Below are 13,317 nucleotides of genomic sequence, written 5' to 3'. Positions count from 1 at the left end.
TTATTTGGGAGGTGGTCCGTATACTCTTATGGCTAAAAAAAGAATTATTATTCATGTGTCATTAGTGCTTTTAGCTATCTTGGCATTAATTATCTTATTTTTAATTGGTGTCTTTGCAGGTTTTGTGGTTTTAGGCAAGGGGTCATCTGCGGATGCTTTTAACACAACAAATTGGCAGCAAGTATTAAATATTTTAAAATAGTTTGAAAGCTATTAATCTAATCAGGTTAATGGCTTTTTTGAGAAGGTGTTAATGTAGTGAAACGAATTATAATTTGGCCTGTCCGTTTTTATCAAAAGTTTATTTCTCCCTTATTACCAAAAAGTTGTCGATACTACCCTACTTGTTCACAATACATGATTGATGCTGTTAGTTATCATGGTGTAATAAAGGGTACGGCAATGGGTACGGCGCGAATTTTACGTTGTCATCCATTTGTAAAAGGTGGTATTGATTATGTACCAAAAAAATTTACTCTTAAAAAAAATTTAGACGATACTTATCCTGGACCATATAAACGTTTAAAAAAGTAACACCCGCTAAATAATTTAAATGAATTATTTTAGCGGGTGTTTATTTTTTTTGTGTATTGCAAAAATTTTCTGACAATTCATTGACATTAGTGTTTGATTAGATTATATTAATAAACAACTAATCAATCTAAAAAGTGGAGGAAAATAATATGAAAAAATTAACAGGTCTACTATTTGCGAGTATGCTGCTATTGACTGCATGTGGTGGTGCTCCTGGTGGTGGCGGATCAGTAGGTGGAAATTCAGCTGTAATAGGGAATAAAGTGGATGGTGATAAAATAAAAATTGGATTAAATCTTGAATTATCAGGTCCTGTAGCTGGTTATGGTAATCAGGAAAAAGAAGGCGCAGAGTTAGCTGTTAAAGAAATTAATGCGGATGGCGGGATTAAGGGAAAACAGATTGAACTAGTATCAAAAGATAATAAATCTGATACAGCTGAAGCTGCCACGGTTACTGCTAATTTAACGACTAAAGATAAAGTTGTTGCAATTGTTGGTCCGGCTACATCAGGAGATACAAAAGCTATAATTCCTAACACGACTAAGGCAAAAGTCCCTACTATTACACCATCAGCAACTGACGATTCAATTACTGTTATTAATGATAAAGTTCAAGAATACGTTTTCAGAACTGGTTTCCAAGATTCGTTTCAAGGTGTTATTTTAGCAAACTATGCACAAAATAATTTGAAAGCAAAAAATGCTATTATTATTGGTGATGTTTCTAGTGATTATGCTAAAGGATTAACTAAATCTTTTAAAGAGACTTATAAAGGTGAGATTGTAGCTGATGAAAAATTTAATCAAAAAGATAAAGACTTTAAGGCAGTCTTAACTAAAATTAAAGACCAAGATTTTGATGTTCTCTATATTCCTGGTTATTATGAAGAGGCTGGTTTGATTATCAAACAAGCACGTGAAATGGGGATTAAACAACCGATTCTTGGAGCAGATGGGTTCTCAGATGAAAAATTGATTGATGTTGCGGATGCGAAGAATATGAATGATATTTATTACACAGCTCATTTTTCCGAATTGGCTCCTAGTTCTGATCGCGTAAAAGCCTTCATCGAAAATTATACAAAGGACTATAAAAAAGCTCCAAGTTCATTTAGTGCTTTGGCATACGACTCAGTATATATGATCAAAGATTCTCTTGAAAAAGCAAAAGATTTGGATAGTCAGTCTTTAACTGATGAGCTTACTAAGTTAAAAGATTTTGATGGTGTGACAGGTAAAATGTCAATGGATAAAAATCATAATCCTGAGAAAGCGGTAGTAGTTGTTAAGGTTGAAAATGGTAAGCAAGTTTCAGCAGATGTAGTTCAACCATAATTCAAAAATGAAATAAGTTTAGATAGTCTTATCTAAACTTATTTCTAGTTAGAGAGGATGTATGATATGGATATTTTTCAACAAATAGTTAATGGCTTATCATTAGGCAGTATCTATGCGCTTTTAGCTTTAGGTTATACCATGGTTTATGGAATTATTAAATTAATAAATTTTGCACACGGTGAAATTTATATGATAGGTGCTTTCACGGGGTATTACACAATAACTAAGCTGGGATTGGGCTTAATTCCAACACTTTTAATCACGATGGCGGTGTGTGCAGCCTTAGGCGTGATTATTGAATTTTTAGCTTATCGTCCGCTTAGAAATTCAACTCGAATTGCGGCGTTAATTACTGCGATTGGGGTATCATTTTTATTACAATCTGTAATGATTTATTTTTTTAGTGCAGACACTAAGCCGTTTCCGCAAATCGTTGAGAATACAAATTATAATTTAGGAATTTTTACAATTAATAAAATTCAAATAATTATTCTGGTGACAACAGTATTATTGATGATTCTTCTTCAATTAATTGTTAAAAAAACAAAAATGGGTAAAGCTATGCGAGCAGTAAGTGTTGATGCAGACGCTGCTCAGTTGATGGGGATTAACGTCAATCATACGATTTCATTTACCTTTGCAATTGGTTCGGCATTGGCAGGTGCTGCTGGTGTTTTAATTGGTTTATACTATAACAGTATTGATCCGATGATGGGAGTTGCGCCAGGTCTAAAGGCGTTTATTGCAGCTGTTTTCGGAGGTATTGGGATTATACCGGGTGCAGCGTTAGGCGGTTTAGCGATTGGTCTGATTGAAACATTTGTCAGTGCTATCGGGTTAACAGCTTATCGAGACGCCGTCGTGTATGTCATTCTAATTATTGTATTATTGGTTAGACCAGCTGGCTTGTTAGGAAAAAATGTCAAAGAAAAAGTGTAGGTGATAGATATGAGAAAAAATTTAAAAGCTAATATGTCATGGGCTGGTTTGATGGTTCTAGGATTTGTTCTGCTGAATGTTTTATATGCTGGCGGATTAATGCCGCCTGTTATAGAAACAACGCTCGTTTTGATTGGTATAAATATAATTTTAGCAGTAGGTTTAAATTTAGTTATTGGTTTTGCAGGTCAGTTTTCGTTGGGTCATGCGGGATTCATGGCAATCGGAGCTTATGCAACGGCCATTCTTTCTTTGAAGACACCGACTATTGGCGGTTTTTATACGGGTCTGCTGATTGGTGTAATTATTTCTGGATTAGTTGCTCTAATTGTTGGTATTCCGACATTAAGGTTGTCTGGCGACTATCTAGCAATTGCAACTTTGGGTGTTGCTGAAATTATTCGAATTTTGATTATCAATTTAGACGGTGTGACGAATGGAGCGGCAGGTCTTTTTGGAATTACCCCATTCGTTACGTGGTCGATGGTATATATCTTTGTTTGTGTGACGACATTAATTACGACGAACTTCATTTATAGTGCCTCAGGTCGTGCAATGTTATCAGTTCGTGAAAATGAGATTGCGGCTGAAGCAATGGGCGTTAACACAACAAAGTATAAAGTGACGGCATTTGTTATTGGAGCAATGACTGCTGCACTGGCAGGTGGACTTTATGCCAGCTATTTCCAAACGGTTATGCCGGCTAATTTTACTTTTATGAAATCAATCGATATCTTAATTATTGTCGTATTTGGCGGTGTCGGAAGTATTACGGGTACGTTTGTAGCAGCTATTGTTTTAGGATTTTTAAATATGTTTTTACAAGATGCCGGTACAATTCGAATGATCATATATGCTTTGGCTTTGATTATAATCATGATTTTTAAACCAAGCGGACTTTTAGGTAAATACGAATTGTCTTTCAAAAAGATTTTTAGAAAAGGAGGTCATCAAAATGTCCCTACTGACAGTAAATAATCTAACTAAAAATTTTGGTGGCTTAACGGCAGTATCAAATGTCAATTTAAAACTAGATACGAATGAATTAGTCGGTTTGATTGGGCCAAATGGTGCTGGTAAAACGACGTTGTTCAATCTATTGACTGGAGTTTATGTTCCGTCAGAAGGGGATGTATTATTTAACAATGACATTCAAGAAATTCGTCTTAACGGTAAAAAACCTTTTAAGATTGCAAATTTAGGCTTAAGCCGTACGTTTCAAAATATCCGTTTGTTTAAAGACTTGACGGTATTAGATAATGTCTTAATCGCATTAAATACAAAACAACATGAAGGGACACTAACAGGTATCCTGCGCTTACCTAAGTTCTTTAAAGATGAAGATTTGATGGAGCAAAAGGCTCTTAAACTATTAGCTATTTTTGATTTGGCAGAAAAAGCTAATTCATTAGCAAAAAATTTGTCTTATGGTGAACAAAGACGTTTGGAAATTGTTCGGGCCCTAGGAACTGATCCAAAATTACTTTTTTTAGATGAACCTGCGGCGGGAATGAATCCTCAAGAAACAGCAGAATTAACTGAATTAATAAAAAAAATTCAAAAAGAGTTTAATCTGACTATTTTGTTAATCGAACATGATATGTCTTTAGTTATGGATGTTTGTGAAAGAATATATGTGTTGGAGTATGGTCAGATTATTGCAGAGGGTCTACCACAAGAGATTAAGGAAAATCCTCGTGTTATCAAGGCTTATTTAGGAGGTGACCTATAATGCTGAAAATAAAAAATATGTCAGTCCACTATGGCATGATTCAAGCAGTTAAAGATGTCTCGTTTGAAGTGAATCAAGGAGAAATCGTTAGTTTGATTGGTGCGAACGGTGCTGGTAAGACAACTATATTGCGGACTATTTCCGGATTGGTTAGACCAAGTCAAGGATCAATTGAATTTGAAAATAATGATATTCAGAAAGAGGCATCTCCTAAAATAGTTGCCAGCGGTCTAGTTCAAGTTCCTGAGGGAAGACACGTCTTTCCAGGTATGACAGTTATGGAAAATTTAGAATTAGGAGCTTTCTTATTTAAAGATGCTAAAGAAAGTCAAAAAATTTTAAATTTAGTTTTTGAAAGATTCCCAATTTTAGCTGAAAGAATAAATCAAGATGCTGCAACTTTATCAGGTGGTGAACAGCAGATGCTGGCGATGGGTCGCGCGCTAATGTCACGCCCTAAACTGCTACTCTTAGATGAACCGTCGATGGGACTAGCGCCAATTTTTATCAAAGAGATTTTTTCAATAATTCAAGAGATTAATAAGCAAGGCACGACAGTATTATTAATTGAGCAGAATGCTAAAATGGCTTTGAGCATTGCAGATCGAGGATATGTACTTGAAACTGGTAAAGTAGTTTTAGAGGGAACAGGTGATGAGCTACTGCATAGTTCAGAGGTTCGTAAGGCTTATTTAGGAGGGTAAATTTATGTTTATAAAAGATTTTATGACAACACCGATTATTTCTATAGAACCAGAGGCAAAAATTTTTGATGCTATTGATTTAATGAAAGAGCAAAAAATTCATCGATTACCAGTTATCGTTAATGGACAATTAGTTGGTTTGCTGACTGAAGGAACGATTCAAGAAGCACTGCCTTCAAAAGTAACAAGTTTAAGTGTTTATGAGTTGAACTACTTATTAAATAAAACAATTGTGTCTGATGTAATGATTACTGATGTTAAAATAGTAGAAGAAAATGCTCTATTAGAAGATGGTATTTATCTGATGCGCAAAAATAATATTGGTGTACTTCCTGTTACAGCTGAGACGGGAGAAGTTATCGGAATCATTACTAATAATGATATTTTTGATGCCTTTCTTAATGTGACCGGTTATAATGAAACAGGAATGAGAATTACTGTGAAAGTTGACCAAGATCAAGCTGGCATTTTAGCTAAATTGACACAAACTTTTTCTGATAACAAGATAAGCATTATTCAAGTTATTGTTTATCGAAAAGAAGTATCACCGATTATTGTTTTTCAAACAACATCAACTGACCAAACAAAGATTAAAGAATTGATAGAAGCACAAGGGTATCATGTTTTGTCGATTGTTAAAACAAATCCGAAGTAATAATGTTAACCTAATCAAGGAAGAGGTGCTGAAAGGCATCTTTTTTATTTGTTCAGGTGCTTAACAAATAATCTGAATTATGCTATTCTCAATGAGAATGATAAAGAAGGGATGTATAGATGTGAAAAAAAATAAAGATATTGAAGTCGAATTAAATGAGATTACTAAACAAAAAGACGGTGAAGTAATAACTTGCTATCAATTAGTTGCAGGCAAAAAAGTTATCGGAACCATTGAACCTGTTGGCGAAAGTAAGTATCAAGCAATTGGTGAGTCATCTTATAAGGTGACAACAAAATCAGTGGATGATGCATGCGAGGAATTAATAAAATATTGGAATTTACATAATTAAAATTAATCTAAAAAAAAAGTTGCAATTTTCTGAAATTTTAGGTATTATATTGAGGTCGGGTTGAGAATTAAATAATCTAACCTTGATTCTGGAGGGATAGCGAAGTGGCTAAACGCGGCGGACTGTAAATCCGCTCCTTTGGGTTCGGCAGTTCGAATCTGCCTCCCTCCATATCTATTGGGCTATAGCCAAGCGGTAAGGCAACGGACTTTGACTCCGTCACTCGTTGGTTCGAATCCAGCTAGCCCAGTTACGCATTGACTACATCAATTTGGTGTAGTTTTTTAGTTTTTTTATGGTATTATAATAATAGGATAATTATTTTATTGGGAGGAATCTGGATATGATGCAAGATACAACAATAAAATTGAGAGACCAATTGATGCATTATACAAGTGTCATTAAAGGTGCTACGAATTTAGATAATTTAAAATCTAATGGTGTCGTAATGAAGCCGAACAAACATCCATTTTTAAGAGATTTAAAAAGCAACACGCGTAAATGGCATTCTAAGTTATATTAAAAAGACCTTCACAAAAGAAGGTCTTTTTTATTTTAATCAATGACATCAATACCTAAAACAGTTAGGTGCCCATTACCTACAAGTTTTATCACTAAGCGTGCCATCTGACTTGGCTGAAATTCCGAATCAGTAGTAACCCACCAATGAACCGTACCGATAAAAATAGAAGTCATGTATTCAATAATAAAGCTGATAGGAACATCAATATCATTTTCAGTTATTCGTAATTTAGAAAATGTTTCCTCATATTGTTTTGCAAGAATATCAATAATTTTTTTTCGAAATAATTCGCTTGAACTGCCCTCTGTCAGAATAATAAAAAATTCCTGTTTTTCCTTGATTAATGTAAAAATAGTGGTCAGTGTTTGTTCAATGTCTTTAATATGGATTAGTTGAGAATTGCTGATCTTTTTTGAATCAAGAATGACACTCAAATTAGAGACAGCAAATTCCATAATGAAATCATACAAATCGGGTTTATCTTTAAAGTGTGCATAAAAAGTAGCGCGGTTAATCATTGCTGAGTTTGCAATATCTTGAATGGTAACGGCTTCGTAGCCTTTCTCACTAACAAGTGAGAGAAAGGAGTCGATAATCATCTTTTTTGTCCGAATGACGCGTAAATCTGGTTTTTTCATAAAAAAATCCCTCCTAAAACCAACAAATGTACAATGATTGTTGCTTAAATCACAAATGTGGGTGTATTGATGATTGAAAATATTTTCTGTAAGCATAAAATAAGTATATATATAGTATATCAAACACTTTGTAAGTTATTCAACAAGGTGTTGATAATTTGGGAGACGAAGAGAATGATTATTCGATTAGGTATAGATGTCGGTTCAACAACTATCAAATGTATTGTATTAGATCATGAAGGGAAAATACTTTATTCAACTTATGAGCGTCATTTTTCTGATATAAAAGGCGCATTTTTAAAGGTTCTGAGACAAATAAGAATTGAGTTACCAAATATAAATACTATGGTATGTATGATCACGGGTTCAGGCGGAATGGGTTTATCGGACTCTTTAGGTATTCCGTTTGTCCAAGAAGTAATTGCCGGTACTAGAGCAATTGAGGAGATAATTCCTGAGACAGACGTTGCTATCGAACTGGGCGGTGAAGATGCAAAGATAACTTTTTTTGAGGGGTCATTAGAACAGCGCATGAACGGTAGTTGTGCGGGTGGAACCGGAGCGTTTATTGATCAAATGGCAAGTTTGCTTCAAACTGATGCAGCAGGGTTAAACGAACTGGCTAAAAATCATCAAACAATTTATCCGATTGCTTCTAGATGTGGTGTTTTTGCTAAAACAGATATTCAACCTTTGATTAACGAAGGAGCGCGTAGAGAAGATATTGCAGCTAGTGTTTTTCAGGCTGTTGTTAACCAAACAATTGCTGGTTTAGCTTCTGGCAGAAAAATTAAAGGTAATGTTGCTTTTCTTGGAGGCCCACTTTTTTTTATGAGCGAATTACGGAGTCGGTTTATTGATACTTTGGAATTATCCGTTAATCAAGTGATTTTTCCAGAAAATCCTCAATTGTTTGTAGCGTTAGGAGCTGCATTATCTATAAAGGAAAATGAGTTGATATCGTTAGATGATTTGATGGATAAGTTAGTTGTGGAGACTAACGAGCAAACAACAATAGGTAATACATTACCTCCGTTATTTAATAATCAGCAAGAGCTGATTGAATTTAGAGATAGACATCAGCGTGCAAAAGTAACCGAACGGAATTTTTTGGATTATTGTGGACCGGTCTTTATTGGCATAGATGCAGGTTCAACGACTACAAAAATTTGTGTTATTGGAGATAACTCACAACTTTTGTATCAATTCTATGGAAATAATGAAGGTCAACCATTAGAGAAAACAATAACTATTATGCAAGATATTTATCGTCAATTACCAGTTAATGCCTATGTAGCAAAAACAACTGTAACCGGTTATGGCGAGCATCTTATAAAGCATGCTTTAAATATTGATTTAGGTGAAGTAGAAACAATGGCTCATTATAAAGCTGCTCGATTTTTTGCACCTGATGTTGATTTCATTTTAGATATTGGCGGTCAAGACATGAAAGCAATGACGATCAAAAATAAGTCATTATCATCAATTCAGCTTAATGAAGCTTGTTCATCAGGATGTGGTTCCTTTTTGGAAACTTTTGCGAAAAGTTTAAATTTTTCAATCAATGATTTTGCTGAAGCGGCAGTCGCATCAAAAACACCGGTTGACTTAGGTTCGCGATGTACTGTTTTTATGAACTCTAAAGTAAGGCAAGTGCAAAAAGAAGGAGCATTACCTGGAGATATTTCTGCTGGTTTAGCATATTCAGTGATTAAAAATGCACTGTTTAAAGTGATTAAAATGCGTGACTCAGAAGAATTAGGACAAACTATTGTTTGTCAGGGAGGCACCTTTTACAATGAAGCCGTTTTGCGGGCCTTTGAATTGATTAGCGGTCGAGAGGTGATAAGACCAAATATTGCTGGATTAATGGGGGCATATGGCGCTGCTCTTATTGCCCAAGAAAACTATCAATTATCTGATGAAGAAAGTTCTGTATTAACGTCTGAAGAAATGGACGCTTTATCTGCCCGTAAAGAATTTACACATTGTGGACTTTGTGAGAATAATTGTGCATTAACGGTTACATGGTTTTCTGATGGCCGTAAATATATTACAGGAAATCGATGTGAACGAGGAGCTGAACAGAAGATAAATAGAGATGCACGTCGGGAAAATTTAGTTGATTATAAATATCGAAAATTGTTTAAATACCGGTCGCTTAAGAAGGAAAAGGCTGAGAATGGTTCAATCGGAATACCTAGAGTTCTTAATATGTATGAGAATTATCCAATGTGGCATACAATATTTACTAATTTAGGATTCCGAGTCGTACTATCGCCAAATTCAACTAAAGCAATATATGAAGAAGGCATAGAAACAATTCCTAGCGACACTGTTTGTTATCCTGCTAAATTAGTTCATGGGCATATTTCAGAATTAATTAAAGAACACGTTGATATTATTTTTTATCCAGGTGTCGTCTACGAGCGTGTTGAAGATAGCCATGCAGATAATCATTTTAATTGTCCGATAGTTCAAAGTTATTCGGATGTTATCAAAAACAATATGGATGACGTTCGTCAAGGACTTGTTGATTATCGCAACCCATATCTGAATTTAGCAGATTCTGAATCAGTAGTTGAGCAGCTGGTACAGTGTTTTTCTGATTTTAATTTTACCATTGAACAGATCAGAACAGCTGTAGAACAGGGCTATGCGGAAATGAATTCCTTTAAAGAAGGGTTACAAAAACGAGGAGAAAAATTGCTTGAGAAAATACAAAAGACAAATCAAAAAGCAATTGTACTTTCCGGCAGACCGTATCATATCGATCCTGAAATTAATCATGGTATCGCTAATATTATTACGCAAGAAGGATTCCATGTATTGACAGAAGATAGTATCTGCCATCTTGGAAACATTGAAAATTTACGTGTTGTGAATCAATGGGTTTACCATTCAAGATTGTATGCGGCAGCTAGGCTTGTTGCAAAGATTCCCAATTTAGAGTTAGTCCAATTAAATTCATTTGGATGTGGATTAGATGCGGTTACAACAGACCAAGTGGAAGAAATTATGGAGCAGTATGGACGGATTTATACGGTATTAAAAATTGATGAAGGGTCAAATTTAGGGGCTGTTCGGATTAGATTGCGTTCATTAAAATCAGCAATTTCTGAAAGAGAAAAAAATAATGTTAGTCCTGCAAAAATGTGCGAATCAGTAAAAGTGCCGACCTTTACTAAAGAGATGCGAAAAAATCATACACTGCTTTTACCAATGTTGAGCCCTATTCATCAAGAGGGGCTTGTCGACACAGCATTAAAAGCTAGCGGATATAATGTCGTCTGTTTGCCTAGTCAAGATAAAACAGCCATTGACGTTGGCTTAAGATATGTAAACAATGACGCGTGTTATCCGGCAATTATTTCAATCGGCCAGCTTGTTGAGGCATTACAATCAGGTAAATATGATATTAATAATACTAGCGTCATGTTAACACAAACAGGCGGTGGATGCCGTGCGACGAATTATATACCTTTACTGCGCAAGGCACTCTCAGATGCTGGATTCGATCAAGTTCCTGTAGTGTCAATCTCTCTGGGAAATCAAGGTGTTGAGACTAATCCAGGCTTTAAATTAAGCATTCCTCTAATGAAGCGTGCTGCAATAGCATTTTTATATGGAGATCTGTTTGAAAAATTGGTCTACCGGACTCGCCCGTACGAACTTAAAAAAGGGTCAGTCAACGATTTGCATAATCGATGGATTACAAAAGTTCAGCGCAGTGTCCAGATTGGTTCGTTTTATTTATTTAAAAAACATATGAAACAGATAATTTCAGAATTTGATTGTATTCCTTTAATAGATCAAGTAAAACCAAAAGTTGGTGTCGTTGGTGAAATTTTAGTGAAGTATTCGCCGACTGCAAATAATGATATTGTTAGTATTTTAGAAGAAGAAGGTGCTGAAGCTGTGGTGCCTGGTATTATTGGATTTATGAATTACTCTTTATATAATGCTATATGGAAATATGATAATTTAGGTTTTAGTAAAAAGTCAAAATGGTTGTCAGAATTTGCTATTAAACTAATTGAGTTTTGTGAAAAGCCAATGAATAACGCTTTAAAAAAATCAAATCGATTTAGTCATATTTCTTCTATTCATGATTTGGCAAATGATGCTGGAAAAATATTATCTATTGGTAATCAGACTGGTGAAGGTTGGTTTTTGACGGGCGAAATGATTGATTTATTAAAACACGATGTACCAAATATTATTTGTTTGCAACCATTCGGCTGCTTACCGAATCATGTAGTAGGAAAAGGTGTCATGAAAGAACTGAGACATCAGTATCCCCATGCTAATATTGCAGCAATTGACTATGACCCAGGAGTGTCGGTTGTTAATCAATTAAATCGGATCCGTCTTTTATTAGCGACTGCTGAAAAAAACTTAGACCAAACCGTTCAATCTTTTTGATGAATCGAGCCAAATATAGAATCTTGTTGTAACCTTTGTCTATACCAGTTATAATGTAAGGGAAAAATGCGAGAGGGTGTGTTTGCAAATGGTGTCAAAATTACCTGTGTATTTAAAAATCCATGATCAAATAAAAACGGAGATTGAAGAGGGAAAATGGTGTATTGGTGATCGTCTGCCTTCTGAAAGAGAACTATCCGAAACATTTAATGTAAGTCGAATGACACTGCGACAAGCTATACAAACATTAGCTGATGAAGGAATTCTTGAACGCAAAGTAGGTTCTGGAACTTACGTTGCTCGAAAAAAGGTTAAAGAGACAATGACCGGTACAACAAGTTTTTCTGATATTATTCGAGCACAAGGTGGAAACCCTTCGAGTAAAACACTCTCATATTTTGTTACGAAACCCAGTTCAAGCGAGATGGAACAATTAGATTTAAAAAAAGATGCAAGTATCATTAAAATGGAACGTATCCGCTATGCTGATGATATACCGATTTGTTTCGAGGTAGCTAGTATTCCTTATGATCTAATTTCAGCATATGATAAACAAGAAGTCACAAAATCTTTGTATCATGTTTTAACTGAAAAGGAAAATAAAAAAATCGGCAAATCAGCACAAACAATTTCTGCGTTAGTAGCTTCTGAACGCATTGCGGAATATTTAGATATAAAAAAAGGTGATGCTGTCTTACGCTTGCGGCAAGTTTCCTATTTAGAGAATGGGCAACCGTTTGAGTATGTGCGTAGCCAGTATGTAGGAGAACGCTTTGAATTTTATTTAGAGAAATAAAAAAACAGGCACCTTGATGGTGTGCCTGTTTTAATTATTGCAGGGCAACTCTGTGTAGCTCATAGAACCTGATGAGATAAGACACTGATTACTCAAAAGGTTGATAATTTCCTGTTTAAAACTCTCAATATCTTGCTCGTCTACTTTACAGATGATTGTTACTTTATCTGTAAAGTGAGTGTCAGCAATTGTTATGCTCTCTTGCTGCAGAAAGTGCTCTAGTTTGCCGTGAATCGGATAATCGACAGTTATCAATATTTCCTGCTGAAGTTTTCCTTCTACAAGACCGACGTGCGTAATGGCATCTGCAACAGATTGACCGTAGGCACGAATTAAGCCGCCTGCACCTAATTTTGTACCACCAAAATATCGAGTAACAACGGCTAAAACATTGTGAAGTTGCTTAACTTTTAAAACTTCCAACATTGGAACTCCTGCAGTCCCGCTAGGTTCGCCATCATCACTTGAACGCTGGATTTCTTGATTGTTGCCAAGAACAAATGCAGAGCAGTTGTGGGCAGCTTTCCAGTGTATCTTTTTTAATTTATTGATAACCTCTTTAGCTTCAGCTTCAGATTCAATACGTTTTAACGTGCAAATAAATCGAGATTTTTTAATCTCAATTTCGTACTCACCATCTTGTTTTATGGTATAGTAGTTTAATAACATGTGTATCCCT

At 35.2% G+C, this 13,317-nt stretch carries 14 protein-coding genes and 2 tRNA genes; 14 read left to right on the top strand and 2 right to left on the bottom strand.

From position 1 onward, the window contains the following. Positions 1–28 precede the first annotated feature (28 nt). The 12 genes from CBF37_RS02555 (at position 29) to CBF37_RS02500 (ending at position 6,779) form a co-directional block, all read left to right on the top strand. Positions 29–202: a DNA-directed RNA polymerase subunit beta gene (locus tag CBF37_RS02555; RefSeq protein ID WP_125983147.1), complete on the top strand. Its 174-nt coding sequence runs from the start codon at positions 29–31 to the stop codon at positions 200–202. Positions 203–258: 56 nt separating this feature from the next. Continuing rightward, positions 259–534, top strand: a complete 276-nt coding sequence (gene yidD, locus CBF37_RS02550; protein ID WP_125983146.1) for a membrane protein insertion efficiency factor YidD — start codon at positions 259–261, stop codon at positions 532–534. Between the two features lie 149 nt (positions 535–683). Then, positions 684–1,871, top strand: coding sequence for an ABC transporter substrate-binding protein (locus tag CBF37_RS02545; protein ID WP_125983145.1), 1,188 nt, complete (start codon positions 684–686; stop codon positions 1,869–1,871). 66 nt (positions 1,872–1,937) lie between these two features. Then, positions 1,938–2,813, top strand: a complete 876-nt coding sequence (locus CBF37_RS02540; RefSeq protein WP_125983144.1) for a branched-chain amino acid ABC transporter permease — start codon at positions 1,938–1,940, stop codon at positions 2,811–2,813. Between the two features lie 9 nt (positions 2,814–2,822). Further along, a complete protein-coding gene (locus CBF37_RS02535; protein WP_125983143.1) occupies positions 2,823–3,791 on the top strand; it encodes a branched-chain amino acid ABC transporter permease in 969 nt (322 codons plus the stop codon). Beyond that, a complete protein-coding gene (locus tag CBF37_RS02530; protein WP_125983142.1) occupies positions 3,769–4,545 on the top strand; it encodes an ABC transporter ATP-binding protein in 777 nt (258 codons plus the stop codon). Before CBF37_RS02535 ends, CBF37_RS02530 begins: the two co-directional genes overlap by 23 nt. Next, positions 4,545–5,249: an ABC transporter ATP-binding protein gene (locus CBF37_RS02525; protein ID WP_125983141.1), complete on the top strand. Its 705-nt coding sequence runs from the start codon at positions 4,545–4,547 to the stop codon at positions 5,247–5,249. The genes CBF37_RS02530 and CBF37_RS02525 overlap by 1 nt, the downstream gene beginning before the upstream one ends. Positions 5,250–5,253: 4 nt before the next feature. Further along, positions 5,254–5,904: a CBS and ACT domain-containing protein gene (locus CBF37_RS02520; RefSeq protein WP_125983140.1), complete on the top strand. Its 651-nt coding sequence runs from the start codon at positions 5,254–5,256 to the stop codon at positions 5,902–5,904. A 121-nt stretch (positions 5,905–6,025) separates the two neighbouring features. Next, positions 6,026–6,256: a DUF2969 domain-containing protein gene (locus CBF37_RS02515; protein ID WP_165866608.1), complete on the top strand. Its 231-nt coding sequence runs from the start codon at positions 6,026–6,028 to the stop codon at positions 6,254–6,256. A 90-nt stretch (positions 6,257–6,346) separates the two neighbouring features. Beyond that, a tRNA-Tyr gene (locus CBF37_RS02510) sits at positions 6,347–6,427 on the top strand. 7 nt (positions 6,428–6,434) lie between these two features. Beyond that, positions 6,435–6,506: transfer RNA gene (locus CBF37_RS02505), tRNA-Gln, on the top strand. Positions 6,507–6,599: 93 nt separating this feature from the next. Further along, a complete protein-coding gene (locus CBF37_RS02500) occupies positions 6,600–6,779 on the top strand; it encodes a hypothetical protein (RefSeq protein ID WP_125983138.1) in 180 nt (59 codons plus the stop codon). Between the two features lie 32 nt (positions 6,780–6,811). Here CBF37_RS02500 and CBF37_RS02495 read toward each other — a convergent pair whose 3' ends face one another. After that, complete coding sequence (locus CBF37_RS02495) at positions 6,812–7,417, bottom strand: TetR/AcrR family transcriptional regulator (protein ID WP_125983137.1); 606 nt, start codon at positions 7,415–7,417, stop codon at positions 6,812–6,814. 174 nt (positions 7,418–7,591) lie between these two features. On the opposite strand from CBF37_RS02495, the gene CBF37_RS02490 reads away from it, so the two are divergent. Both CBF37_RS02490 and CBF37_RS02485 read left to right on the top strand, forming a co-directional pair. Beyond that, positions 7,592–11,842 (top strand): 2-hydroxyacyl-CoA dehydratase, encoded by a 4,251-nt coding sequence (locus CBF37_RS02490; RefSeq protein WP_125983136.1) that lies wholly within the window; start codon positions 7,592–7,594, stop codon positions 11,840–11,842. Between the two features lie 88 nt (positions 11,843–11,930). Beyond that, positions 11,931–12,638 (top strand): GntR family transcriptional regulator, encoded by a 708-nt coding sequence (locus CBF37_RS02485; protein ID WP_125983135.1) that lies wholly within the window; start codon positions 11,931–11,933, stop codon positions 12,636–12,638. Between the two features lie 30 nt (positions 12,639–12,668). Here the strand turns inward: CBF37_RS02485 and CBF37_RS02480 are convergent, their stop codons facing one another. Next, positions 12,669–13,307 (bottom strand): YigZ family protein, encoded by a 639-nt coding sequence (locus CBF37_RS02480; RefSeq protein ID WP_125983134.1) that lies wholly within the window; start codon positions 13,305–13,307, stop codon positions 12,669–12,671. Positions 13,308–13,317 lie beyond the last annotated feature (10 nt).

This window comes from Vagococcus vulneris (assembly GCF_003950515.1).
Lineage (GTDB): Bacteria > Bacillota > Bacilli > Lactobacillales > Vagococcaceae > Vagococcus > Vagococcus vulneris.
The sequence above is the reverse complement of the archived record's forward strand: the minus strand, read 5'-3'. Positions and strand labels throughout refer to the sequence as shown.